The following is a 24,552-nucleotide window of genomic DNA, read 5'->3' as shown; positions in this document are numbered from 1 at the left end:
TCAGTCCTCCGCCTCGTCCTGGAACGGCCGCACCTCGACCGGGTTGCGGCACGCGACCGCGCCGCGCCGGGCCAGCTCCAGGGCCGCGTCCAGGTCGGCCGCCCTGACCACCCAGAACCCGCCGAGGTGCTTCCGGGTCTCGGCGAACGGGCCATCCGTGGTGACGGTCCTGCCGTCCTCGACGCGCACGACCGACGCCGTCTCGGCGGGGTGCAGCCCGCCGGCGAACACCCAGGCACCGGAGGTCTGCAGCTCCGTGTTGAACGCGTCGACGTCGGCGAACGCCTGCTGCATCTCCTCCTGCGACGGCACCGGCGCGCCGTCGACGCCCCACACGGACAGCATGTACTGCTTCATGACGGTCTCCCTGTCGGCAGAGGACCGGCCCGCTGCCGGTCCTGCACCCATCCCACGAACGGGACGGCCCGGAATCGACAGCCTGGCAGAGAGATCTCCGCCCGGCAGCCGGGGAGACGTGACAGGACGGCCCCGGGCGGCTGCCGGGCGGGTCCGCGCGCCGGACCGGCGAGGGGTCCGGGCCGGCGCGCGGGGTCTCAGGCGCTTTTCCAGACCTGCCCGAACCGCAGCTCCAGCGGCGGGTTGACGGTGGAACCGTTGACCTTGGTGCTCATCAGGTAGTTGATCGTCTCGTAGTGCAGGAAGACCAGCGGGGAGTCGTCCCAGACGATCTTGCGGATGTCCTGGTACATCGTCTTGCGCTGCGCCTCGTCACTGGTCGCCCGCGCCGTCGCGATCATCTTGTCCAGGGCCGGGTTCGAGTACTTGGTGTCGTTGTTCGGCGAGCCCGTGGTCAGCTGCGTGGAGTAGAAGTTGTCCGGGTCGATCGTCCCGGACCAGTACGCCGAGGTCATGTCGTAGTCGCCCTTGGCGTACCGGTCGAACCAGACCGTCACCTCGAGCTGCTCGATGTTGACCGTGATGCCGATCTTCGCCAGCTGCTCCTTGAGCACCACGCCGGTCTTCTGCAGTTCCGGGTACTGCGGGAGCGACAGGTAGGTGACGGTCAGGCCGTCCGGGTGGCCGGCCTCGGCCATCTTCTGCTTGGCCGTGGCCAGGTCCGGGCCGTTGGCATAGGGCGGGGTGCCGCCGAACCACGACGAGCCGCTGGGCACCTCCATGACGCCCTGCTCGCCGGCGCCGAAGTAGGCGATGTCCAGGATCTCCTTGCGGTCCACCGCGGCGGCGATGGCCTGGCGGAGCGCCTTGTTGTTGAACGGCGCCCGGCTGCAGTTCAGGGCCAGGAAGTCCGGGATGCCCGCCCTGGCGGAGGTGGCGTACCGGTACTGCGGGTTGCTCTTGAGCGCGTTCAGCTGGTCCAGCGGCACCGCGTCGATCCAGTCCAGCTGGCCGGACTGCAGCGACTCGATGCGGCTCTTGTCGACGGCCAGGAACCGGAAGACGACCTGGTCCAGGTACGGCTCGCCCTTCTTGAAGTACCCGTCGTACTTCTTGAGGGTGATGTGGTCGTTCTGCACCCACTCCACGAACTGGAACGGACCGGTGCCCACCGGCTTGCGCGTCGGGTCCGAGGACTCGATCGCCTTCTTGTTCACGATCTCGCCGTTCTGCGCCAGATTGGTCAGCAGCGGCGCGAACGGCGTGCTCAGGTGGAAGACCACCTTGGTCGGCGAGACCACCTCGATGGTCTTGATCGCCGTGTACGCCGACGCGTACGACGACGCCGTCTTGGGGTTGGCGATGCGCTCGAAGGTGTACTTGACGTCGTCCGCCGTGAACTTCTCACCGTTGTGGAAGGTCGCGTCGGCCACCAGGTTGAAGGTGTACGTCGTGTCGTTGTCCTGCGTCCACGAGGTGGCGAGCTCCGGGATGAACGTGCCGTTCTCGTCCATCGTGATCAGCTTGCTGAAGATGTTGTCGAGCACCTGCAGGGAGGTGTAGATCCCGGCCGCGGCCGGGTCCATGCTCGACGGGTTGCCGGTCAGCGCCGCGGTGAGGGTGCCGCCGGACACCGGGGTCCCGGCGCTGCCGCTGCCGCTGCCACCCGCGCTGGTGCTGGAACCGCCGGCCGCGGCGCCCGCCGTGGAACAGGCCGCCAGCAGCGGCCCCAGCGTCGTCGCGGCGACCGCCGCGCCGCCCAGGACGGCGGAGCGGCGGAAGAGGTCACGCCGGGAGATGTGCCCGGACAGGAAGGTTCGAGCCAGGGCCTGCGCCCGCTGCTCCTCGGTCATGGTCGGCTCCTAGGTCTGGAGGGGGTCAGCCCGCGGTGGTGGCGGCCTGCTGGCGCGCCCGGAAGTAGTCGGACACCTGGCCCATCTGGGCCCACCAGACGCCGTCGAAGCCCTGCATGTGCCGGATCAGCCGCTCCAGCAGCGCGATCCGGTGCGGGCGGCCGATGATCTGCGGGTGCATGGTCAGCACGTAGCAGGCGTCGCTGTCCTCCTCGTACAGGCCGTCGAAGTCGCCCTGCCACAGCTCCTGCGCGTGCGACGGCGCCGCCAGTCCACGCAGGTAGGAAGGGCTGAAGGCGAACATGAACAGCGACGAGTCGCACAGCTCCCAGGCACCGGGGATCTCGACGAGCGAGGTGCGCTCGCCCTTGTCCTCGACCCAGTACGGGCGATCGGCGCCGAGCTGGCTGGCGTCGTACTCGAAGCCGTACTCCTGCAGCAGCGAGAAGGTGTTGTGCGACAGCTCCCACGCCGGGGAGCGGTAGCCGCGCGGACGCACGCCGACCTGCCGGTCGAGCGCGTCGAGGCCGCGCTCGATCATGGTGCGCTCCTCCTCCAGGGTCAGCCCGGGCGGCGGCTCGTGGCAGTAGCCGTGGTGGCCGATCTCGTGCCCGGCCGCGGCGATCGCCTTGGTCTCCTGCGGGTGCCGGTCGGCGGAGTCGCCGGGGATGAAGAACGTGGCCGGGACGCTGTACTTGTCGAGCAGGGCCAGCACCCGGCGCACGCCCTCGTTGGCGCCGTACGCGCCGCGGGACAGCGCCGACGGCGTGTCCGTCTTGAAGGACCCGAGCCATGCCGACTCCGCGTCGAAGTCGAAGCTCAGGCACACGGTCAGGCGGTGGTTCTCGGGTCCGGCGGACGAGGAGTCCGGAGAGCTGGTCACAGCGTGCCTTTCTGGAGAGTGACGGACGTGCGGGGTGGGAAGGGGTGCTCGGCCGCCACGAAGCAGGCGGCCTCGTGGGTGGGGCCGAACGGTGTCTGCCCGGGACGCTCGACCGAGCAGCGGTCGACCGCCCACGGGCACCGGGTGTGGTAGTGGCAGCCCGAGGGAGGTGCGATGGGGCTGGGGATCTCGCCGGCCAACCGGGCCGTGGTCATGCGCCGCTGCGGGTCCGGGTGCGGGATGGCGTCGATGAGCGCCCGCGTGTACGGGTGCTGCGGCTGCTCGAAGATGTCGTCCACGGTGCCGGTCTCGACGACCCGACCCAGGTACATGACGGCCACCCGGTCCGACAGGTACTCGACGACGCCCAGGTCGTGCGCGATGAACAGCAGGGCCAGGCCGAGCCGCTCGCGCAGCTCGGCGAGCAGGTTCAGGATCTGCGCCTGCACCGAGACGTCCAGTGCGGACACCGGTTCGTCGGCGACGAGCAGTTCGGGTTCCAGGGCCAGCGCCGCGGCGATCGCCACCCGCTGCTGCTGACCGCCGGAGAGCTCACGCGGCCGGCGGTCGGCCAGGTGCCGGGGCAGGCCGACCAGGGACATCAGCTCGGCCACCCGGGCGTCCCGGGCGGCCGCGGCGCCCATGCCGTTGGCCACCAGGGGCTCGGCGATGGTCCGGGCGATCGGCCAGCGCGGGTCCAGCGAGGCCCGCGGGTCCTGGAAGACCGGCTGCACCCGGCGGCGGAACTCGACCCGGCCGGCCCGGTCCAGGGCGGCCACGTCCTGTCCGTCGAACAGGATGGACCCGGAGTCGGGTGCGCTCATCCCGGCGATGCAGCGTCCGAGAGTGCTCTTGCCGGAACCGCTCTCCCCGACCAGGGACAGCACCTCGCCGCGCCGGACGTGCAGGTCCACGCCGTCGACGGCGTGCACCACCCGGCGGTGCAGCAACCCGCCGGCGGGGAACGTCTTGACGACGCCGCGCACCTCCAGCAGCGGCGCCTCGGTGGCCGTCATGCCGCACCTCCGACCTGCTCGGCGAGCTCGACGTTGGTGGCCCGGTCCACGGTCTCCAGCCAGCAGGCCACCGACCCGGCGCCCGCGGGCGTGGCCGCCGGCGTCGTGTCGCACACCGGCATCCGGTGCGGGCAGCGCTCCTTGAACCGGCAGCCGCTGGGCGGCTCGGACAGGTCCGGCACCTGACCCTCGACGACCGCCAGCCGCCCCGACCGCTGCGCCCGGCTGGGCAGCGCCTGCAGCAGCGCCCGGGTGTACGGATGGCGAGGTGCGGCGAAGAGCTGGTCCACCGGGGCCACCTCGACCAGCTGGCCGGCGTACATGACGCCCACCCGGTCGCAGATCTGCGCCACCACACCCAGGTCGTGGGTGATGAGCAGCATGGTCATGCCGTGACGCTGCTTGAGCTGGGCCAGCAGGTCCAGGATCTGCGCCTGGATCGTGACGTCCAGCGCGGTGGTCGGCTCGTCGGCCAGCAGCAGGTCCGGGTCGTTGGCCAGGGCGGCGGCGATGACCACCCGCTGGCGCATGCCGCCGCTGAGCCGGTGCGGCGGATCGCTGTACCGGGCGGCCGGATCAGGGATGCCGACCTCCGCGAGCAGTTGCAGCGCCCGATCCCTCGCCTCGCGGCGGCTGACCGACCGGTGCGCCCGGATGGTCTCGGCCACCTGCTCGCCGATGGGGAACGTCGCGTCCAGCGACGTCGCCGGGTCCTGGAAGACCATGGACACGTCGTCGCCGCGCAGCCGCCGGCGGCGGCCGGCGGGCATGGTGACCAGGTCCTCGCCGCGGAACCGGATCTCGCCGGAGACCTGGGCACGGTCGGGCAGCAACCCCATGACCGCCATGGACAGCGTCGTCTTGCCGCACCCGGACTCGCCGACGAGACCGAACGTCTCGCCGGCCCGCAGCTCGAGCGAGACGCCGGCCACCGCCGACACCGTCGAGGACCGGCCCCGGTAGTCCACCCGCACGTCGTCGAACGCCAGGATCGGCGCGGCGGTCGCCGACGCGGTGGTCGAGGACGCGGTGGTCGAGGACGCGGTGGTCGGAGATGCGGTGACCGCTGCGCCCACCGTTCCGCCCTTCTGCCCGTCCTCTTGCCCGTCCTTCTCCAGCGGCGCGCTCATCGGGCCAGCTGCCCGGGATCGAAGCTGCGGCGCAGCCCGTCGCCGATGAGGTTGAACGCCAGCACGCTCAGCGCGATGGCCAGCCCCGGGAAGATCTCGACCCACGGCGCCTGCGTCAGGTAGTTGTTGCCCTCGGCCAGCATGAGGCCCAGCTCCGGCGTGGGGGGTTGGGCGCCCAGCCCCAGGAAGGACAGCGCGGCCTCGATGATGATCGCGAAGGCCATCAGCACGCTGGCCTGCACCAGCGCCGGGCCGATCGCGTTGGGCAGCACGTGGCCGCGGACGATGGCCCAGTGCGAGGCGCCCCGGGCGCGGGCCCCCAGGACGTACGGCTGGTTCCGGACCACCAGCACCGAACTGCGGACCACCCGGGCCATGATCGGCACGTAGATGATCGCGATGGCGAGCAGCGCGACCAGCCCGCCCGGTCCCAGGATGGCGATCAGCGAGATGGCCAGCAGCAGCGCCGGGAACGCCAGCAGGAGGTCCACCGCCCGCATCAGCACCAGGTCCGTCCAGCCGCCGGCGTACCCGGCGATCAGGCCGATCGGGATGCCGACGGCCATGGCCAGCAGCACCGATCCGATGGCGATCGACAGCGATGCCCGGTAGGCGTACAGCACCCGGCTGAAGACGTCGCGACCGAGATCGTCGGAGCCGAACGGGTGGGACCAGTCGGGGGCGCCGAAGATCCGGGAGCCGTCGATGGCCTCGGTGCTGTGCGGCGCGAGCACCGGCGCCAGCAGCGCGACCAGCACCAGCACGCCCAGGATGATCCAGCCGGCCATGCCCTCGCGGCCCCCCCACCGCGGCATCGGGATGCGCCGCCGCCGGGACGTCACCGTCACCGGTTCCAGGGCGATCACCGGGCCACCGCCTCTTCCACGCGCGGGTCCAGCAGCCCGTGGACGATGTCGGTCAGGAGGTTGACCAGGATGAACAGGGTCGCGATGACGAGCACGCCGCCCTGGACGACGACGTAGTTGCGGTTGCTGATGGCGCCGACCACCATCCGGCCGACTCCGGGCAGCGCGAACAGGTTCTCGACGACGATGGCACCGCCGAGCAGCACGCCGAACTGGATGCCGGCCACCGTGACGATCGGGCCGGAGGCGTTGCGCAGCATGTGCAGGTAGATGACGGTCCGCGTCCGCAGTCCCTTGGCGTGCAGGAACGCGACGTACGGCTCGCCGGCCGTGCCCAGCATCGCGGCCCGGGTGGTCCGCAGCAGGTAGGCGGTCTGGCCGAGGGCGAGCGCCAGCACCGGAAGGATCATGTACGTGATGTTGAGGCCGACGTCCTGGGTGATCGGCACCCACCCGTTGGGCGGCAGGAGGTGCAGCACCCCGGTGAACAGCAGCACGAGCATGATGCCGAGCCAGAACTCGGGGATGCTGATGGCGGCGACGACGAACCCGCCGCTGATCCGCCGCGTCCACCGGCCTTTGACGGCGGCCAGGACGCCCAGCGGCACCCCGACCAGCACGGCCAGCAGCATGGCCAGCACGGTGAGCTCGAGGGTGATGGGCAGCGAGACGCCGAGCAGGCTGGTGATCGGCTCGTGGCTGATGAAGTCCTGTCCCAGGTCGCCGTGCAGCACGCCGGTGATCCAGGTCCAGTACTGCTCGGGCAGCGGCTTGTCCAGCCCCAGCTGGGCCCGGACCGTCGCCACGTTGTCCGGGGTCGCGCGGATGCCGAGCATGGTCTGCACCGGGTCGCCGGGCACCAGCCGGATCAGCAGGAACACGAAGATGCTGGTGGCGATCAGGACCGGGATGGTCAGCAGGATCCGCCGGCCGACGTACGCCAGCCGCGCCGTCACCGGGACCCCACCCGGCGCTCAGACCATCGCTGATTCGTAGACAAACTGTCCTCCCCTGATCGTGGCCAGGACGGGGATCGATGCGATGTCATCGGGCTGCTCGGCCCGCGGATCCTTGCCCAGCACGGCGAAGTCGGCGTACTTGCCAGGGGTGATGGTGCCCTTGACGTTCTCGTCGAACGCGGCGTGGGCGGCGTTGCGCGTGTACAGGGCCAGCGCCTCGTCGACGGTCAGCGCCTCGGCCGGGGCGAAGTCGTTCCCGGAGAGTGTCTTCTCGGTGACCGCCGCCTGGATGCCGATCAGCGGTTGGTAGGAGGAGACCGGCGAGTCGGAGCTGCCGGCGACCGGGATACCGGCGTCGAGCAGGGACCGCAACGGGTAGGTGAGCCGGCACCGTTCGGGCCCGAGGTGCTGCAGGAACCCGTCGCCGAACTCGGCGATGAACGGCGGCTGCCCGACCGGGATGACGTGGGTCCGCGCCATCCGTTCGATCAGGTCCGGGCGCAGCACGCCGCAGTGCTCGATCCGGTGCCGGGCGTCGCGGCGCGGCAGCCGCGCCTGCGCGGCGTCGTAGGCGTCCAGGCACATGCCGATCGCGCGGTCGCCGATGGCGTGGATGGCCAGCTGCCAGCCGCGGCTGTGCGCCCGCCACACCAGGTCGTTCAGCTGGTCCGGGTCGAACATGGCCAGCCCGAGGTCGTCCTCGGCGGCGTGCTGGAACGGCTGGCACACCGCCGCGGTGCGACCGATCAGCGAGCCGTCCGAGATGATCTTGATCGATCCGACGCGCAGCATGTCGTCGCCAAAACCCGTGTGGAAGCCGACGCCCTCCAGCGCCTCGAGCATCGGCGTCCGGATCATCATGTACGTCCGCAGCGCCAGCGTGCCGTCGGCCCAGGCCTCCTGCAGCACGGTGAACTCGCCGGGCGCGAAGATGCCGGCCTCGTGCCCGCTGGTCACGCCGGCTGCCAGGTAGGCCTTGCCGGCGGTGTGCAGGTAGCGGCGCAGCTCGCCCTGGTCTGTGGGCAGGAACGGCACCCCCAGCAGCTCCTGCGCCGTCTCCTGCAGCAGCCCGGTGGGCTCGCCGTCGGCGTCGACGTCGATGTGACCGCCGACCGGGTCCGGGGTGTCGCGGGTGATGCCGGCCGCCTGCAGGGCGACCGAGTTCACCACGGACATGTGGCCGCTGGCGTTCCGGATCATCACCGGGTGGCCGTCGCTGACGGCGTCCAGGTCCCAGCGGGTGGGGTGGCGGCGCTCGGCCAGCTTGTTGTCGTCGTACCCGCGGCCGCGGATCCACTCGCCCGGCGCGGTGTCCGCGGCCCGGCGGTGGACCAGTTCCACGATCTCCGACACGGAGCCGACGGCCGGTGCGGCACAGTCGATCTGCGACATCCAGAAGCCCAGGGTCATCAGGTGGTGGTGCGCGTCGATGAAGCCCGGGACGACGGTCGCGCCCGCCAGGTCGACCTCGCGCACGGCGCCGTCGAGCGCGGCCCGTGCGGTGTCCCGGTCCCCCACCGCGACGATCCGGTCGCCGGAGACGGCGACCGCCGACGCCTCGGGCGCCGCGCCGTCCATGGTGAGCACGGTGGCGTTGGCCAGCAGCAGCTGCTCAGGCATGGGTGGGCCACCCGGCGGTGCGAGGGGCGCGGGACACGTGGTGCAGGGGCAAGACCGGTCCTCCCTTGGAACTCCGTCGATCAGGGGAGGACGCTAGGATTCGTTTGTTACAACGCCATGTCTGCGCACGGATCGTCCACCAAGGCACCGGATCGGTGGTGAATCGACCATGTTGACCCGTGACGAACTGCGGCTGGTCGACGCATTGCAACTCGCTCCCCGGGCGCCCTGGGCGGCGGTCGGCGGGGTGCTGGGCACGGCGCCGGTGACGGCGTCCCGCCGCTGGGCGGAGCTGGTCGAGGACGGCACGGCCTGGGTCACCGCCGCGCCGGGCATGGCCCGGCACAACGCCCAGTGCGTCGCCTACGTCGAGATCACCTGCCGGCCGGAGCACGTCCTCGGGGTGGCCACCGCCATCGCCACGCACCCGTTGGCGGTGACGGTCGAGCTGACGACCGGCAGCGCCGACATCCTGGTCACGGTCGCGGCCGTCGACCTGCGGACCATGTCGCACTACCTGTTGCAGCACCTGTCGTGCGTGGAGAACGTGCAGAGCTCGCGGGCCAGGATCGCCACCCGGATCTACTCCGAGGGCTCGGCGTGGCGGCTGCGGGTGCTCGAGGACCCGGCGGTGCGGCGGCTCGAGCAGATCCGCCGGCAGCAGATGTCCGAGGACGTGGCGATCCCGCCGGAGCAGCCGAGCGAGCAGGTCAAGTCCATGCTCACGCACCTGGCGCTGAACGGGCGGGCGTCGTTCGTCGAACTGGCCGAGCGGTCCGGGACGAGCGTCACCACCGCCCGCCGGCACATGTCCCGGCTGCTGCACGCCGGCGTGATCCTCCTGCGCACGGACGTCAACGCCTTCGCCGTCAACTGGCCGGTGCAGGTCTACCTGTGGGCGGACGCGCCCGTCGAGCGGCTGGACGAGACGGCGCGGATCATCAGCCGGTTCCCGCAGGCGCGGCTGACCGCGACGGTGGCGGCCCGGCCCAGCCTCGCGCTCTGCGCCTGGCTGCGCACCGTCGAGGAGGTCCACCGGCTCGAGATGGCCATCGCCGCCAAGGCCACGGACTTCGAGGTGATGGACCGGCTGATCGTGCTGCGCCAGGTCAAGCGGATGGGCCGGCTGCTGGACGAGCAGGGCCGGGCGGTCGGCGTCGTCCCGATCAACATCTGGGACGACCTGCTCCCGCACGCCGAGGCCGGCTGACCGGCCGGCCGACGGGACGAGCGCCGGCATTCGGGGTACCTGACCGGCATGACCTCTGTAGCGGTGCTGGGTACGGGTGTGATGGGCGTCGGGATGGCGCGGTCCCTGCTGCGGGACGGGTTCGACGTCACCGTGTGGAACCGGACGCGCGGCCGGGCGGAGCCCTTGGCCGACGACGGCGCGACGGTCGCCGATTCGGCCGGGGACGCGGTGGCCGCGGCGGACGCCGTGGTGCTGATGCTGTTCGACGCCCCTGCGGTGCTGGACGTCCTGGCGCAGGTCGCCGACCGGCTGCGGCCGGAGGCCGTGGTGCTGCAGGCGTCGACCATCGGGCCGGCCGGCATGGCGGCCGTGGGTCGCGCCGCCGCCGACGCCGGCGTCCGGCTGCTGGACGCGCCCGTGCTCGGCACCCGGAAACCCGCCGCGGACGGCAAGCTGGTGGTCCTGGCGTCCGGCGACCCCGAGCTGCGGGCGGCCGCGCAGCCGGTGTTCGACGCGATCGGGTCGCGGACCGTCTGGGTCGGCGACGAGCTCGGCCTGGCCAGCGCGCTCAAGCTGGCGTGCAACTCGTGGGTCGCCAGCATCAACGCGGCGGGCGCCCAGGCCCTGGCGTTGGCGCGGGCCGCGGGACTGGACCCGCAGCTGGTGCTGGACTCCCTCGGCGGCGGCCCGTCCGACTCGCCGTACCTGCAGCTCAAAGGCGGCCAGATGGTGGCGGGCTCGTTCGAGCCGCCGTCGTTCGCCCTGGACGGCGTACGCAAGGACCTCGAGCTCATGCAGTCCATGGCGACGTCGACCGGGGTGTCGGACGCACTGCTGGCAGCCGTGCGCGCCCGGTACGACGCCGCAGCGGAGGCCGGCCACGGCGGCCAGGACATGGCCGCCGTGATCTCCGGCTTCTGATCGGGCGGCCGGCTGGTCAGGCGGCCGCGGCGGCCGGCTCCCGGCCGGCCGCTGCGGTTGCACTGGCGCGCCGGTCCACGACCAGGTCCGCCACCGTGACCAGCAGGGCCAGCACCAGGAAGCCGATCGAGATCCACAGCGCGCCCTGCAGGGCCGACGGGTAGTCACCCCGGCTGTCGGCCAGCTGCCCGTAGAAGACCGACCCGACCGCCGCGATGCCGATCGCGGCGCCGATCCGCTGGCCGACCTGCAGCAGGCCGCCGGCGGTGCCACCCTGCTGCACCGGCACCTCCGAGAGGGTCACCGTCTGGTTGGGCGAGATGACCATGCCGGAGCCGAGGCCGCCGACCAGCAGCGGTGCGATGAGCGCCCAGCCGACGTGCCCGTTGGGGACCAGGTGCACGGCCAGCAGGACACCGCCGAAGCCGAGCACCACCAGCACCAGGCCGATCGCGATGAGCGGGCGACCGAACCGGTGGATGAAGTTGCCGGCGATCGGGGCGGCGATCCCGGAGCCGATCGCGAACGGCACCGAGGTGACGCCGGCCAGCAGCGCCGAGTAGCCCAGTCCCGCCTGCAGCAGCAGGGTCAGCACGAAGAACAGCGGCGTGAAGCCGGCGAAGTAGGACGAGATCATCGACGAGCCGAACGAGAAGGACCGCAGCCGGAACAGGTGCAGGTCCACCATCGGCTCGTGGCCGCGGCGGGCGTAGCGGCGCTCCCAGAGCACGAAGCCGACGAGCAGGGCGACAGCCAGCGGGACGAGCAGCCACTTGACGGCACCCTTCCACTGCTGTTCCTGCACGAACGGCAGCAGCAGCACGACGACGCCGAGCCCGAGGAGCACCACGCCGACGGGGTCGTAGTCGTGCCGCTTCTTGCTGTCGTCCGGTGCGCCGGGCAGCAGCTTCAAGGCGAAGGGCAGGGCGATGAGGCCGACCGGCACGTTGACGTAGAAGACGTACCGCCAGCCCTCGGCCTCACCGAACGCCTGGATCAGCAGGCCGCCGATGAGCGGGCCCAGCGCGGTGGAGATCCCGACGACGGCGCCGAGCATGCCGAAGGCCCGGCCGCGGTCACGGCCCTGGAAGAGCTGCTGGATCAGCCCGCTCACCTGCGGCGTCAGCAGGCCGCCGGCCAGGCCCTGCAGGAGCCGGGCCACCACCAGCCAGGTCTCGTTCTGCGCCGCGCCGCACAGCGCGCTGGTCGCGGTGAAGGCGATCAGGCCGCCGACGAACAGCGCGCGCCGGCCTCGCACGTCGCCGAGCCGGCCACCCGGGACGAGCAGCAGCCCGAACGTCAGCGCGTAGCCGGAGAGCACCCACTGGATGCCCTCGCCCGACGCGCCGAGCCCCTGCGAGATGGACCTGAGCGCGACGTTCACGATCGACACGTCGAGCAACACCATGAAGCTGCCGACCAGGCACACGGCGAGCGCTCGCCAGCGCCGGCGGTCGTCCGAGTCGTGGTCGGAGCCGTTCGTGCCGCGGTCGGCGGAGCCGTTCGTGCTGCGGTCGGCGGAGCCGTTGCTGCGGTCGGCCGGGCCGTTGCTGCGGTCGGCGGGGCCGCTTGCGGTGGCCGGGCCGCCGGAGTCGCGGTCGGCCCGGTCCAGGTCGCGGTCCGACGGCCCTCGGGCGACGTCCGCGGTGGCGTCTCCGCCGCCGGCGGAGACGCCCGGGTGAGCGTCCGGTGCCGGCGCCGTCACCGCGACCGTGGCCGTGCCGGTCCGGCCGGCCCCGGACGGACCGGTGCCGTCGGTGCCGTCGGTGCCGTCGGTGCCGTTGGTGCTGGGGGTGCCGTCCGGCTGTCCGGCCAGCGGGTGGGCGCCGGCGGGCGCAGACCCGCGGGCGTCGCCGTCGGCGGGAGCCGGATGCGCAGCATGCCTCGGGGCGTGACCGGCCACGGCCGGCGTTGGGCCGGAGGCCGGGCCCGCGTCGGCCGGGAGGGCTGCTGTCTCCGGACGGGCATGCCGACCGGTCACGTGCTCACCGGCTGCCCGGTGCCGCCCGTGGACCTGTCCGGCCGCGGCGTCGTCCGGCACCGGGGTCTGTTCGTTCGTGCGCATCACCAAATGAGGTTGCCACGGCCGCCGGTTCCACTCCCGTGACCTGCGGCGTCCTTGCTCTCACCGCCGCCCTCGCGCGCACCGCGTCGTCGTCCGGGGGCTGTCCCCGCGATCGGTCGTCGTTCTCCCTCGGCCCGCCACCGGGTCGGACGACCGCCAGCCACCCGATCGCCGCGCCCGGACGGCTCCTCGGGCACGGTTGCCGTCGTCCCGTGGGTTGTCCACAGCGCCCGAATTGACCCGCTCGGGACGGCCTCGTCCTGGGTACGGTCGACGTCTCTCGACGGGAAGGGACGATCCGGTGCCGCAACGTCTGTGCAGATCACCGGCCTTGGCCGTGGTGCTCGGCGCGGCCCTGATGCTGGCCGGCTGCACGAGCGGGTCGGCCGGCGGCGCCCCGTCGACCTCCGCGCTGACGCCGGCCGGCAGCGTCGAGACGCTGTCCGGTTCCGGGGGGCCGACGACCGCTGCCGGCACGGGCTCCGGCACGTCATCGGTGGTGTCCGGCGCGTCCGGGACCGGCGGGACGTTCGGCTCGGCGACGTCCGGCTCGGTGCCGTCCGGCTCGGCGACGTCCGGCTCGGTGACGCCGACGACGCGGTCCCTGCCCCCGTCCACCCAGCCGAGCCCGTCCGGGACGGCGACGTCGGGCGCCACCACCGCTTCGTCGTCGGGGTCCACCGCGTCGGGGTCCACCGCGTCGCCGTCGACACCGACCGCCACCGGCTCGGCCGGCTCCGGCGGAGGCACACCGACCGGGACCCGGACGTCCACGTCCTCCGGCGGCGGCCCGTCCATCACTGCGCGGGAGGCTGCGGACCGGGCGGCGGTGGAGAAGGCGTGGCTCAAGTTTTGGGATGTGTACAACAACTTATTGAAGCTTCCCAAGCAGGATTGGAAATCCGCACTCGACGGAGTAGCAACGGGCAGTTTAGTTTCGACACTACTTGCGCAGGCGGCCGCTGCGTCGAAAGACGGAGTAGATAATTACGGGCAGATGGGTCACCGACCTTATTGGGGACCGAAGATTGACGGTCGCGAAACAGCGTCAATTGGCGATTGCGTGGATGAGTCCGAGTTTGGTACCTATCGTGTGGCAACGAAGCAGAAGCTGACTGTCGGTCGGCCTCGAGTGAACTTCCGGGGCATCTTGAACCAGTCCCGAGACGGCTCATGGCGAGTGGTACAGGTTCAATTTCTTAAGGGCACTCAGTGCTGAGGATGTTGTTTACGACTGCACTGGTGGGAGCAATGGTGCTGAGTGCCCTCAGGATCGAACTCGACCGAATGGCCGACCCACCGCCGCCGGTTAGCGTAGACGGATACTCCGGGTTCGGTGGCTCCAAAGCCACCATTGAGCTCGACCTTGGAAGCTCCGGCGTTACGGCGAAGCCACCGCAGGACGTAGGCCGCGGTCAATCCAGTTCCTCGCCCACCCCCGACCCGTGTTGGTACGAGCCCGTCGCGTACTCGGCGCTCACCGCGTCCTACTTCGCCGGGCACGACCAGAGCAAGGGCACGTTGTACCGCGTGTCGTGCCCCGACGATCTCGACCGGGACACCGGGCAGGGCGTCTTCTCCGTCGCGGGATACACCTGGGCGGACGCCGGCGCTGCGCCGGTCGCGCCGCCGCCGGATCCGGAGGAACTGGCCCGCCAGGCCTACGGCGAGCTGCCCATCCCCAACCCGACGATCCACCTCGGCCCCGATCCCGACCGGCTGGCCGTCCAGCTGTGGACCTGGCTGTGGGTGGACGACCCGGGTCAGCTGTCCAAGACCGTCACCGCGCGGGGCCTGTCGGTCACCGCCACGGCGACGTTGGCCTCGACGACGTGGTCGCTGGGCGAGCCCGTCGGGGACCCGGACGGCGGTGGCTCCGGTGCCGCGACCGTCACCTGCGCCGGCCCGGGTACGGCACCGGCGTCCGGTGCGGCCGGATCGGCTCCGCCCGCGTGCGGGTACCGCTTCCACTGGCGTTCCACCCCGGATCGCACCGGTGGCAGCGGTCGCTGGCCGATCACCGCGACGGCCCGGTGGGAGGTGCGCTGGACGGCCACCAACGGAGCGGGAGGCACGCTGGACCCACCGCTGGAGACCACCACGACGACCGCCGCCACCGTCGGCGAGTACCGCACCGTCCTGGTGGACGGCGACCACTGACGTCGGCGACCGACCGCAGCGACACCCAGCCCGAGGCAAGGACGGGGCGATGGACCACCGCGAGCTGCGGGCCCTGTCCAAGCGGCTGTCGTACGTCCTCCGGCACGACCCGGCTTCCGTCGGCATCGACCTGGACCCACACGGCTGGGCGGACACCGAGTCGCTGCTCGCCGGTCTGCGGGCCCACGGCGTGCCGATCGACCGGGCGCTGCTGGACGAGGTCGTCGCACGCAACGACAAGCAGCGCCTGGCCTTCGACGACGACGACGACGGCGACGACGGCGATGACAACGCCGACGACGGGCACCGGCGGATCCGGGCCCGGCAGGGTCACACGGTGCCGGTCGACCTGGGCCTCGACGCCCGTCCGCCACCTGCCGCGCTGTTCCACGGCACCGTGCCCCGCGCCCTGGCGGCCATCCGGCGGGACGGACTGCTGCCGCGCGGACGGCACCACGTCCACCTCAGCGCCGACGTCGCCACCGCCCTGGCCGTCGGTGGCCGGCGCGGCCGGCCGGTGGTGCTGCGAGTGGACAGCGCCGCAATGGCCGCGGCCGGGCACGCGTTCTTCCTGACCGGCAACGGGGTCTGGCTGACGGACGCGGTCTCGCCCGACTTCCTGTCGCTCCTGTCCGACCCGCCGGCCGGGCACGACGGGCGCGGCTGGGCGGACCGGATTGACTGAATCGACCGGATTGACCACCCCTGATCCCGGCGGCCGGCCGGATCACGGGCGCCGCGCCGCCCCGCCGTCCGGGTCACGGGCGTCGCGCCGTCCCGCCCGGCGGCGGGCGCCGATCGAACGCCGTCAGGGCCGGCCGGCGGCGACCCGGCTGCTGCGCTGGCGCGGCACGTCGTCGCCCGTCATGGCTGAACCTTCGCGGAACAGGTCGACCAGGTGGCCGGTGCCGTCCGGCCGCACCGGCACGAGACGGGTCATCAACAGGTGCACGGCCGCAGCGACCGCATCCCGGTCGTGGGTGATCGCATAGTCGAACAGGCGCGCAGCGCCGGCGTCGTTCCCGCCCTGCTCCCCCGCGTGGTCGCGACCCAGCAGCGCCGCGGCGAAATGCGGCGACAGCACGGCGACGGCCCACTCCCGCCGCAACCGGCCGTCGGGACGGGGTTCGTGCACCGCGGCCACGTACGGGCCCGCGGCGGCCAGATCCCGGTACCGGTCGGCGGTGTCGCTGTCGAAGTGGACGCGCTCCTGGAACGTCGACACCAGGATGCCGGCCGCGCCCAATCCCGCCGCCTGCTCCTCGAGGTACCGGCTGATCTCGACCAGCAGCCGCTTGTCCGCGGTGCGCAGCGGCGTGCCCTCCGGGAGGCAGTCGAACGGCGACCCTGTCAGCGGCAGCGGAGAGGCCGCCGCCGGGAGCGCCAGCACCCCGGGGACCAGTCCGCGGATCGCGGTGTCCGCCGGCTGGCCGAACAGCCAGCCCTGGCCGAGGGTGGCCCCCAGCGACCGGGCCATCGACAGGTGCTCCTCGGTCTCGATGCCCTCGGCGAGGACGACCGCTCCGTGCCGTTCGGCGTAGGCCTGGACGGCCGAGTGCACCGCCGCGGTCCGCGCCCCCGGCCGCCGGTGCACCAGCCCGAGGTCCAGCTTCACGATGTCGGGCCGGAGCACCGACATGAACCCGACGGTGCTGTCGTCCACGCCCACGTCGTCGAGCGCCACCCGCCACCCGGCGTGCCGCAGTCGGGCCAGCGTGGCGAGCAGCTGCGCCGGGTTCGCGGCCAGCGACCGCTCGGTCACCTCGAGGACGAGCGGCAACCCGGCATCCGCGGACCGGACGAGCAGATCGTCCAGCGCCGCAGGTCGGATGCCCTCGGGTTCGACGTTCACGAACAGGGTCTGCGGCCCGGTGATGCCTGCCCGGGCCGCACCCCGCAGGGCGGCACGGCGGCACAGATCGTCCAGCTCGGCCAGCAGGCCCTCCGCGCGGGCTGCGGCCAGCAACGCCGCAGGGTTCCGCAGCGGGCCGACCGGCCCGCGGGCCAGCGCCTCGTAGCCCACCACCGCCGCCGACTCCAGGTCGACGATCGGCTGGTAGACACTGCGCACGAGCTCGCCGGCCAGCACTCCACCGAGCTCGGCGGCACCCCGACCGGGTGCGGATGCCAGGCCGGGGACCGGGTCGACGGCCGAACCGACACGCTCCACAGTGCCTCCACGGCTTTGCGGCACCGTCGGCCGGACCGCCGCGTCGCCGCGTCGGTGCGGCCGCCAGCCGACGGGGCAGGCTGTTCTACCCCGGCGACACAGGCCGACAACACCGGCACGCAGCCCACCCCTGCTTGCGCGACCCTCGGGTCGGTGTCCCGGCCATCGTAGGTCGTGCGCACCGTTCGTGCGGCGCTCCGTGACCATTCGGCTGCCGACCGCACCGGTGAGGACGGTACCGGACGGAGCGCCGCCCGTCAGTCCGCGACGTCGATGAGCACCTTGCCGACGACCGAGTCCTGCACGGCCTGGTGGGCGGCGCCGGCCTGGTCGAGGGGGAAGTGGTGCTGCGGCAGCACGGGACGGATGGCCCCGGCCGCCAGGGCCGCGGACACCGCGCGAACGGCGCGCTCCTTGGCCTCGCGCGGGGCGGTGTAGACGAGGACGAACTGCCACCGGATGTTCGGTGCCATCGAGTCCCGCACCGGCAACGTCAGCTCGGAGCCGCCGTCATTGGCATAGATGGCGATGGAGCCGTTCGGGGCGAGGATCGCGGTGTCGATCGACGCGTTGCGGGCCGGCGACACCTCGACGACGGTGTTGACGCCTGCCGGCACGATCTTGCGCACCTCGGCGGCCACGTCCTGCTCGCGGTAGTTGATGACGTGGTCGGCGCCGGCCGCGGCGGCCAGCTGCGCCTTGTCGGGGCTGCTCACCGACGTCAGCACCGTGGCATCGGCCCACCGCGCCAGCTGGATGGCCGCGTTCCCGACGGCGCCCGCGCCGCCGGCGACGAACACGGTGCGGCCGGTCAGCGCGCCGGGTCCCAGGTGCGTGGGGCCGTCCTCGGTGACGGTCAGGCAGCGGTGCGCCGTCAGGAACGGGATGCCCAGCCCGGCGCCCAGGTCGAACGACGCCGAATCCGGCAGCGGCACCGCCTGCTGCGCCGGCACCACGGCGAAGTCCTGGGTGGTTCCCTCGGGCCGCTGCCAGGCAGCCTCCCACAGCCACACCCGCTGGCCGACGCGCTCGACGTCCACGCCGGCGCCGATGTCGTCGATGATGCCGGCGCCGTCCTGGCCCGGCACCTGCGGCGGGTCCACCGGAGCCGGCGTCCCGCTGCCGGCCCGGGACTTCCAGTCGGTCGGGTTGACGCCCGACCGCACGATGCGGACCCGGACGTGCCCGGGCGGCGGTGCCTGCAGCGGCTTGTCGACGAGGCGGAGCACCTCCGGCCCACCGGTCCCGCTGTAGACGATCGCCCGTGCGGTTGCGCTCGAGGTCACCGGTCCTCCTGCTGCTCGTCGTGTGCTCGGTGCCGGCCCGCGGGGCGCGCCCAGGGGCGGCCCGCGCCGCTCCTCGCTGTCCCCGTCCGGTACCGGCCGCAAACGCGGCCCGGTTGCCGCCGATTCCCGCCGGCCCCAGGCTGACCCGGTGACCTCGCGGATCCTCAACATCAGCGTCGACTGCGCCCGGCCCTACGAGCTGGCCCTCTTCTGGAGCTGGCTGCTCGGGGTGCCGGTGGACCCGGACGCCGATCCCGGTGACGTCGAGGTGGGACTCCCCCTGGGCAACGGCGGCCATCTGATCTTCCAGGTGGTGCCCGAGCACAAGGTCGTCAAGAACCGGCTGCACCTGTGCCTGGAGCCGGACGGGCCGCGCGAGGACGAGGTGGCCAGGGTGCTGGAGCTCGGCGCCATGCTGGTCGACGATCTGCGGCGGCCGGACGGCCGCGGCTGGGCCGTGCTCGCCGACCCAGAGGGCAACGAGTTCTGCGTCCTGCGCAGCGCCGCGGAACGGGCGTCGATCGATGGGTCGACCGACGCCGACGCCCCGGCGGCGGACCCGGCAGCCGGGACGGGCCCGGCGCCGAACTGACCGGTCACCGGCACCTCAGGTACGGCGCCGGACTGACCCGACACCGACACCGACACAGACGGGCCACGGACGGCGCCGCCACTGGACGGAACCATCACGCACGGCACCGGACCGGCGGCCCCAGGAGGAGCGGACCGGTCCGGCTCAGCCGGCCGGGGCGGGGCGGCGGCGCGGCAGCAGGTCGACCTCCGCCAGCACCTGCGCGGGCGTGAGCCAGTGGGCGCACCGGAAGTCGATCGGGCAGCGCTGCAGACCACAGGGGTTGCAGCCGACGTCGACCATCGCCGCCCGGTGCCCGTCGGCCTCCGCGCCACGCCACCGCGCCGCGTCACCGGCGAGATACACCGTGACGGAAGGGGTTCCAAGCGCGACGGCGAGTTGCACCACTCCGGTGTCGTTGCTGACCAGCACGTCCGCGGCGGCCAGCACGGCACCGGCACCGCCGAGGTCGGTGCAGCCGCACAGGTCGACGGGCGCCGACCGGGCTGCCGCCCGCACCGCGTCCACCAGCGGGCGTTCCGACGGCACGCCGGTGATCGCCACGCGGAAACCGCGCTCCGCCAAGCCGTCGGCCACCGCGGCGAAGTACCCGGTCGGCCAGAGCCGGCTCTGCGCCGTGGCTCCCGGGTGCACGACGGCGAGTGGCCCACCGGTCAGACCGGTCTCGGTCAGGACGGTCCGCGCGGCCGCCACTTCGCCCGCCGTCAAGGGGAACTCGAGGTGCCGCCCCGCCGGTGGGACACCGAGGAACTCCAGCAGCCGCAGGTGCCGGTCGACCTCGTGGGCGCGGAACGGGTACGGCAGGTGGGTGGTCAGGTCGCCGGCCGCCGCACCCGGGGTCAGGAAGCCGGCGGTGATCCGCGCGCCCAGCGCCGCCGTCACCTCGTTCGCCGCCGGCAGCGCGCCGTACATCTGCACGGCCACGTCGAACCGCCGGGCCCGCACCTGGTCGAACCAGCGGTCCACCTCCGCGGCGGCGGGAGCCGGCCGTTCCGGGATGTCCGGATGCCCGGGGAAGGCGAGCAACTCGTCGACGTACGCCGCGGACCGCGCCACCACGGGGGCCATCTCGCCGTAGGTGACCAGCGTGACCGCGAGGTCCGGGCGCGCGGTCCGCAGCGCCCGCAACGCCGGCACCGACGCCAGCAGGTCGCCCAGCCCGGTGCGCAGCCGGACCAGGGCGACGGTGCGCACGGCGGGATCCGCGAGCGGCCGCCGGCCGGGCGGCAGCGGCGCCGCCGGATCCACCGCCGACCGCGCGCCGGCCGGCCGGACGCCGGGCACCGGCAGGTCGGCCGTCACAGCTCCCGCCGCACGCTGGGGCAGGATGACCGGTGATGCGCATCCTGGTGCTGACCGACACGTACCCGCCGGCCGCCACCGGGGGGTACGAGCGCTCCTGCGCCGACGTCGTCCGGGTCTGGCGGGCCGCCGGCCACCGGGTCCTGGTGCTGACCACCGGGGCCGACGTCCCCGCCGAGCCCGAGGTCCGGCGCGAGCTGCGCCGGCCGGACGCGGACGCCGGCGCGCACTGCCGGGCCGTCGTGCAGCAGGCGCTGGCCGATCTCCGGCCGGAGGTGGTGAGCGCCTGGAACCTGGCCCGGGTGCCCGTCGCGGCCGTGCTCGACCCCGTCGCCGAGGCCGGCGTCCCGGTCGTGCTGGCCGTCTGCGACGGGTGGCTGCACGACGCCCCGGCCGACGTGCGGCCGTGCGCCCCGGGCTCGGCCCTGGCCTACGTCAGCGAGCACCTGCGCCGCGCCACCCACCCGCCGGCCTGGGCTCCGCAGCGGTCGGCCGTCGTGCACAGCGGCATCGACGTCGACGTGTTCGGGCCCGACCGGCTCCCCGCGCCGGAGCCGGACCGGCCGTGGGGCGGCCGGCTGCTCTACGTCGGCCGGCTGGCCGCGGCCAAGGGCGTCGAGGACGCGGTGTCCGCGCTCGCCCTGCTGCCGCCGTCGGACCGGCTCACGGTCGTCGGACCGCCCCACCCCACGCAGAGCGCGGTGCTGGACGAGCTGATCGGCCGGTCCGGCGTCCGGGACCGCGTCGACGTCGCCGGCCCGGTGGACCGCCCCGACCTGCCCCGGTACTACCGCGCTGCGGACGCCGTGCTCTTCCCCTCGCGGTGGCAGGAGCCGTTCGGCCTGGTCCCGCTCGAGGCCATGGCGTGCGGCACCCCCGTCGTCGCCACCGGCACCGGCGGCTCCGCCGAGTACCTGCGGGACGGCGGGAACGCGCTGCTGGTCCCGGCCGGTGACCCGGCTGCCCTGGCCGCCGCGGTCGGCCGGCTGGCCCGGGATCCCGCGCTCCGCCGGGCGCTGGCCGACGCCGGCCGGCACACGAGCACCCACTACACGGTCCCGGGGCTGGCGGCGCGGTTGTCGGACCTGCTGCGGCGCGCGGTGAGCGCGGCGTCGTAGACCTCGGCGACCCGCTCGGCGAGCGAGTGCCAGTCGTAGCCGGCGGCTCTGGCCAGCGACGCCGCGCGCATGGCGGCGCGCTCGTCCGGGTCGGCCAGCAGCCGGTCGAGCGCGGCGGCCAGCGCGGCCGGATCGCTGGGCGGGACGAGCAGGCCGGTGACGCCGTCGTCCACCACGGCCGGGACGCCGCCGACCCGGCTGGCGACCACCGGCACCCCTGCCTGCAGGGCCTCGACCAGCACCGATCCCATCTCCTCGTACACCGACGGGAGCACCAGCACGTCGGCCGCCGCGAGCAGCGCCGGCACCTCGTCGTGCGGCCGGAACCCGGACCGGTGCACCCGGACTCGGGCGTCGGACGGCAGCCGGTGGACCGCCTCGTCGACGGCGTGCGCGTCCGGCCCGTCCCCGATGACCGCCAGCGACGCCGGCTGCCGCAGCAGCCCGAACGCCTCGACCAGCGTCGGCACCGACTTCTGCCGGGCCAGCCGCCCCAGGTACAGCACGACAGGGTGCGGCACGTCGGCCAGCAGCGGGCTGGGCAGCGCCGGGTAGTGCTCGGACTCGACCCCCGACGGGATGACCGAGGTCCTGGCCTGCAGGCCGCCCTGCGCCCGGGCGGACGCCGGGGTCAGCGCGATGACGGCGTCGGCGGCCCGCAGGCAGGCGGTCTCCAGCGGCCCGCCGAGCCAGCGCAGCAGGGACAGCTTGAGCCCGGCGGTCGGCACGGTGCGGTGCACACTGCAGTGCAGGGTGACCACCAGGGGGCAGCGGTGCCGGCGGGCGGCGAACACCGCCAGCGGCAGGGTCGCCAGGTCCTCCCCCTGGTGCGCGTGGACCAGGTCGACGGCCGGTGCCCGCAGCGCGGTCGCCGCCGCGGCCAGCGCCCACAGCTGCCGGAAGCGGCGGATCGGCAGGCCGACCCGGCGGATGCGTGCGCGGTGGCCGAGCACGGTGTCGGTGACCGGGCCGCCCAACCGCGAGGTCAGCACGGTCTGCCGGACGCCGCGGGCGTCCATGGCCCTGGTCAGGTTGGCCGTGTGGTTCTGGGTCCCGCCGATGGGGTCGAACCGGGCCTGCGCCTCGACCTCGTCGGCGTCCTTGGTGTCCGGCTCGAACACGGACGTCAGGCGGAGTACGTGCAGGTCGGTCATCGTCGTCCCTGTCTGTCGGCGGTGGCCAGCAAGATGCGGTGCAGGTCGTCGACCGCCGACTCGAAGGCCCAGGCGGACCGGCCGGCGTCCATCGCGGCGCGGGTGGCCGCCAGGGCGTCGAGGTCCCGCAGCCGCTCGGCGGCGTCCCCGGGCGACGAGAATCGCACGGCGACGCCCGCCTCGCCGGTGGTCCGGGCCACGGCGTTCACCGACGCACCCGGGTCCGGCACGAGGACCGGTAGCCCCGCGGCGGCCAGCGTGGGCAGCCGTGCGGGCAGGTTGAGATCGTCCCAGGTCGCGCGTCGCAGGTCGCCACCGTTGACCGCCGGCACGACGTGCAGCCAGCCGGCGTCGTACCTCGACAGCTCGCGCCGCCAGCAGGGCGGCGCGACGGCGGGGTGCAGGTGCAGGTGCCGCGGAGCGGCCGCCCGCGCCGCCACCAGCCAGGGATCCGCGGGCCCGGCGTCGCGGACGCCGTGCAGGTGCACGTGCACGTCCGCGGCGGCCAGCTCGGCCAGGACGGCCGGGGTCAGGCCCACCGGGCGCCCGACGCAGACGGTGTGCACGCCGTCGCGGTCGGTCCGGTCGGCCACCGGGCCGGTGAACCAGCGGCCGCGGGGCAGGTCGCCGTCCATCACCCCGGTCGCCGCCGGATCGCGCTGCCCGGGCAGCGCCAGCTCCAGCCAGTCGCGCTCCTCGCGGCTGGCGAGCAGGACGTGGTCCGCCCGCCGCCACAGCCGCGCCAGCAGCGGCCAGTCGCCGCGGTCCAGGCTGCGCTGCGGCGCCTCCTTGAAGTGCCACACCAGCGGCAGCGACGGCAGCGCTTCGGCCAGCGCCAGAGCGAGCGGGATGGTCCGCCAGTTGAGCAGGCAGTACGCCACGTCCGGCGGGTCCCGGCGGAGCGCGTCCAGCCACCCCGTCCGCGGCAGCTCGGCGACCCGACCGAACGGCAGCGGGCCGACCGACATGAAGCCGAGCGGGTCGTCGATCCACAGCCCGGTCATCCGCACGTTCCGCTCGGCGAGCAGCAGCAGCCGGTCCGGGTTGTAAGCCAGCTCGCCGACCAGCAGGACGTGCGGCGCGTCCGGTGCCGGAGCGGGCGGCAAGGGATCGGGGTACAGCAGCTGCTCGTCGACCGCGGCGCCGTGCCGCGGCGCGAACCGCAGCGGCCCGGCGGCCCGGTAGCGGCGGCGGAACACGTTGAGCCCGCCCTCGGCCGGGTCGAACGTGCGGCTGCGCTGCCCGGGGTGGCGGACCCACCGGCAGCTCACCCGACCGGTCGGGGCGACCGGCCCGGCGGCCCGCAGGTCGTCGAGGAACAGCAGGCCGAGATCGTCCGACTCGACGTCCGCGCGGGTCCGCCACCGCAGCTCCGTCCGCCGGTGCGCGAGTTGCACCAGCTGCTGCGCGTCGACCGTCGGGTCGTCGAGCTCGCCGTGCGCGAGGATCGCGCCCGGCTGCCGGTCCAGCGCGTCCACCAGCGCGGCCAGGTGCCCGTCGAACCAGACGTCGTCGGCGGGCAAGTAAGCGATGACGTCGGCCTGCGCCGCGTCCAGCCCGGTGTTGCACGCGGCCCCGAGCCCGCGGTTCTCCGGATGCCGGAGCACCCGCACCGGGACCTCGGCGGGCAGCGTCCGCAGGGCGGCGGCCAGGTCGTCGGTCGACCCGTCGTCCACGACGACGAGCTCCCAGGACGGGCCGCGCTGGGCCAGCAGGCCGCCCAATGCCTGCGGCAGGAATTCGGCCTGGTCGAACACGGGGACCAGCACCGTCACCCTGGGCGCTGCCGCGGCCGTGCCGGCCTCCGACGGGCGTGCCGGGGCCCCGTCCGGGCACCTCCGCGCCGGCGTGCCCGGCGCCGCGGGGGGCGCCGCGCGGTCTCTCCCGTCCCTCGGCCGCATCTCCCGG

At 73.6% G+C, this 24,552-nt stretch carries 20 protein-coding genes and 1 pseudogene; 6 read left to right on the top strand and 15 right to left on the bottom strand.

Going from position 1 to position 24,552, the window contains the following annotated elements; all coding sequences use genetic code 11:
- The 8 genes from IEY37_RS22530 to IEY37_RS09650 form a co-directional block, all read right to left on the bottom strand.
- On the bottom strand, positions 1-357 hold the full coding sequence (locus tag IEY37_RS22530) for a YciI family protein (RefSeq protein ID WP_188941314.1): 357 nt from the start codon (positions 355-357) through the stop codon (positions 1-3).
- Between the two features lie 197 nt (positions 358-554).
- Positions 555-2,210, bottom strand: a complete 1,656-nt coding sequence (locus tag IEY37_RS09680; RefSeq protein ID WP_188941313.1) for an ABC transporter substrate-binding protein — start codon at positions 2,208-2,210, stop codon at positions 555-557.
- A gap of 25 nt (positions 2,211-2,235) precedes the next feature.
- Entirely contained in the window at positions 2,236-3,093 is an 858-nt protein-coding gene (locus tag IEY37_RS09675) for a polysaccharide deacetylase family protein (RefSeq protein ID WP_188941312.1), read from the bottom strand.
- A complete protein-coding gene (locus IEY37_RS09670; protein ID WP_188941311.1) occupies positions 3,090-4,109 on the bottom strand; it encodes an ABC transporter ATP-binding protein in 1,020 nt (339 codons plus the stop codon). Before IEY37_RS09670 ends, IEY37_RS09675 begins: the two co-directional genes overlap by 4 nt.
- A complete protein-coding gene (locus tag IEY37_RS09665) occupies positions 4,106-5,239 on the bottom strand; it encodes an ABC transporter ATP-binding protein (protein WP_188941310.1) in 1,134 nt (377 codons plus the stop codon). The genes IEY37_RS09670 and IEY37_RS09665 overlap by 4 nt, the downstream gene beginning before the upstream one ends.
- On the bottom strand, positions 5,236-6,105 hold the full coding sequence (locus IEY37_RS09660) for an ABC transporter permease (RefSeq protein ID WP_229674231.1): 870 nt from the start codon (positions 6,103-6,105) through the stop codon (positions 5,236-5,238). The genes IEY37_RS09665 and IEY37_RS09660 overlap by 4 nt, the downstream gene beginning before the upstream one ends.
- On the bottom strand, positions 6,102-7,061 hold the full coding sequence (locus tag IEY37_RS09655) for an ABC transporter permease (protein ID WP_188941309.1): 960 nt from the start codon (positions 7,059-7,061) through the stop codon (positions 6,102-6,104). Before IEY37_RS09655 ends, IEY37_RS09660 begins: the two co-directional genes overlap by 4 nt.
- Before the next feature lie 18 nt (positions 7,062-7,079).
- A complete protein-coding gene (locus tag IEY37_RS09650; RefSeq protein WP_188941308.1) occupies positions 7,080-8,684 on the bottom strand; it encodes an amidohydrolase in 1,605 nt (534 codons plus the stop codon).
- 169 nt (positions 8,685-8,853) lie between these two features.
- On the opposite strand from IEY37_RS09650, the gene IEY37_RS09645 reads away from it, so the two are divergent.
- Positions 8,854-9,894, top strand: a complete 1,041-nt coding sequence (locus IEY37_RS09645) for an Lrp/AsnC family transcriptional regulator (protein ID WP_188941307.1) — start codon at positions 8,854-8,856, stop codon at positions 9,892-9,894.
- Positions 9,895-9,942: 48 nt separating this feature from the next.
- Positions 9,943-10,797, top strand: coding sequence for an NAD(P)-dependent oxidoreductase (locus tag IEY37_RS09640; protein WP_188941306.1), 855 nt, complete (start codon positions 9,943-9,945; stop codon positions 10,795-10,797).
- A gap of 16 nt (positions 10,798-10,813) precedes the next feature.
- Here IEY37_RS09640 and IEY37_RS09635 read toward each other — a convergent pair whose 3' ends face one another.
- Positions 10,814-12,226 carry an MFS transporter gene (locus tag IEY37_RS09635; protein ID WP_373298304.1) on the bottom strand — a complete coding sequence of 471 codons (1,413 nt, stop codon included), beginning with the start codon at positions 12,224-12,226 and terminating at the stop codon, positions 10,814-10,816.
- Between the two features lie 696 nt (positions 12,227-12,922).
- Positions 12,923-13,729 carry a hypothetical protein gene (locus IEY37_RS09630; RefSeq protein WP_188941305.1) on the bottom strand — a complete coding sequence of 269 codons (807 nt, stop codon included), beginning with the start codon at positions 13,727-13,729 and terminating at the stop codon, positions 12,923-12,925.
- A gap of 663 nt (positions 13,730-14,392) precedes the next feature.
- Between IEY37_RS09630 and IEY37_RS09625 the strand changes: the two genes are divergently transcribed.
- Both IEY37_RS09625 and IEY37_RS09620 read left to right on the top strand, forming a co-directional pair.
- Entirely contained in the window at positions 14,393-15,022 is a 630-nt protein-coding gene (locus tag IEY37_RS09625) for a hypothetical protein (RefSeq protein ID WP_188941304.1), read from the top strand.
- Between the two features lie 49 nt (positions 15,023-15,071).
- Entirely contained in the window at positions 15,072-15,707 is a 636-nt protein-coding gene (locus IEY37_RS09620) for an RNA 2'-phosphotransferase (protein ID WP_188941303.1), read from the top strand.
- Between the two features lie 123 nt (positions 15,708-15,830).
- On the opposite strand, the gene IEY37_RS09615 is transcribed toward IEY37_RS09620, so the two are convergent.
- Together IEY37_RS09615 and IEY37_RS09610 are read right to left on the bottom strand one after the other, a co-directional pair.
- Positions 15,831-17,192, bottom strand: a complete 1,362-nt coding sequence (locus IEY37_RS09615; protein ID WP_188941302.1) for a sensor domain-containing phosphodiesterase — start codon at positions 17,190-17,192, stop codon at positions 15,831-15,833.
- A gap of 257 nt (positions 17,193-17,449) precedes the next feature.
- Positions 17,450-18,478: an NADPH:quinone reductase gene (locus IEY37_RS09610; RefSeq protein WP_229674229.1), complete on the bottom strand. Its 1,029-nt coding sequence runs from the start codon at positions 18,476-18,478 to the stop codon at positions 17,450-17,452.
- A gap of 148 nt (positions 18,479-18,626) precedes the next feature.
- On the opposite strand from IEY37_RS09610, the pseudogene IEY37_RS09605 reads away from it, so the two are divergent.
- Positions 18,627-18,998, top strand: a pseudogene (locus IEY37_RS09605) (VOC family protein); the annotation flags it as partial.
- 216 nt (positions 18,999-19,214) lie between these two features.
- Here IEY37_RS09605 and IEY37_RS09600 read toward each other — a convergent pair.
- Positions 19,215-20,372, bottom strand: a complete 1,158-nt coding sequence (locus IEY37_RS09600; RefSeq protein WP_229674228.1) for a glycosyltransferase family 9 protein — start codon at positions 20,370-20,372, stop codon at positions 19,215-19,217.
- A gap of 35 nt (positions 20,373-20,407) precedes the next feature.
- On the opposite strand from IEY37_RS09600, the gene IEY37_RS09595 reads away from it, so the two are divergent.
- A complete protein-coding gene (locus IEY37_RS09595) occupies positions 20,408-21,490 on the top strand; it encodes a glycosyltransferase family 4 protein (protein ID WP_229674272.1) in 1,083 nt (360 codons plus the stop codon).
- Here IEY37_RS09595 and IEY37_RS09590 read toward each other — a convergent pair.
- Both IEY37_RS09590 and IEY37_RS09585 read right to left on the bottom strand, forming a co-directional pair.
- Positions 21,421-22,644, bottom strand: a complete 1,224-nt coding sequence (locus IEY37_RS09590) for a glycosyltransferase family 4 protein (RefSeq protein ID WP_188941298.1) — start codon at positions 22,642-22,644, stop codon at positions 21,421-21,423. The two genes, IEY37_RS09595 and IEY37_RS09590, sit on opposite strands and share 70 nt — an antisense overlap.
- A complete protein-coding gene (locus IEY37_RS09585; RefSeq protein WP_188941297.1) occupies positions 22,641-24,413 on the bottom strand; it encodes a glycosyltransferase family A protein in 1,773 nt (590 codons plus the stop codon). Before IEY37_RS09585 ends, IEY37_RS09590 begins: the two co-directional genes overlap by 4 nt.
- Positions 24,414-24,552 lie beyond the last annotated feature (139 nt).

This window comes from Nakamurella endophytica, assembly GCF_014646215.1.
Lineage (GTDB): Bacteria > Actinomycetota > Actinomycetes > Mycobacteriales > Nakamurellaceae > Nakamurella > Nakamurella endophytica.
Note: the sequence above shows the minus strand (reverse complement) of the source record. Positions and strands in the feature narration are given on the sequence as shown.

What these genes read in the sequence shown, in the direction of transcription:
- IEY37_RS22530 (WP_188941314.1), bottom strand. Translation starts at nt 357, where the DNA reads ATGAAGCAGTACATGCTGTCCGTGTGGGGCGTCGACGGCGCGCCGGTG.
- IEY37_RS09680 (WP_188941313.1), bottom strand. Translation starts at nt 2,210, where the DNA reads ATGACCGAGGAGCAGCGGGCGCAGGCCCTGGCTCGAACCTTCCTGTCC.
- IEY37_RS09670 (WP_188941311.1), bottom strand. Translation starts at nt 4,109, where the DNA reads ATGACGGCCACCGAGGCGCCGCTGCTGGAGGTGCGCGGCGTCGTCAAG.
- IEY37_RS09665 (WP_188941310.1), bottom strand. Translation starts at nt 5,239, where the DNA reads ATGAGCGCGCCGCTGGAGAAGGACGGGCAAGAGGACGGGCAGAAGGGC.
- IEY37_RS09650 (WP_188941308.1), bottom strand. Translation starts at nt 8,684, where the DNA reads ATGCCTGAGCAGCTGCTGCTGGCCAACGCCACCGTGCTCACCATGGAC.
- IEY37_RS09645 (WP_188941307.1), top strand. Translation starts at nt 8,854, where the DNA reads ATGTTGACCCGTGACGAACTGCGGCTGGTCGACGCATTGCAACTCGCT.
- IEY37_RS09640 (WP_188941306.1), top strand. Translation starts at nt 9,943, where the DNA reads ATGACCTCTGTAGCGGTGCTGGGTACGGGTGTGATGGGCGTCGGGATG.
- IEY37_RS09620 (WP_188941303.1), top strand. Translation starts at nt 15,072, where the DNA reads ATGGACCACCGCGAGCTGCGGGCCCTGTCCAAGCGGCTGTCGTACGTC.
- IEY37_RS09595 (WP_229674272.1), top strand. Translation starts at nt 20,408, where the DNA reads ATGCGCATCCTGGTGCTGACCGACACGTACCCGCCGGCCGCCACCGGG.
- IEY37_RS09590 (WP_188941298.1), bottom strand. Translation starts at nt 22,644, where the DNA reads ATGACCGACCTGCACGTACTCCGCCTGACGTCCGTGTTCGAGCCGGAC.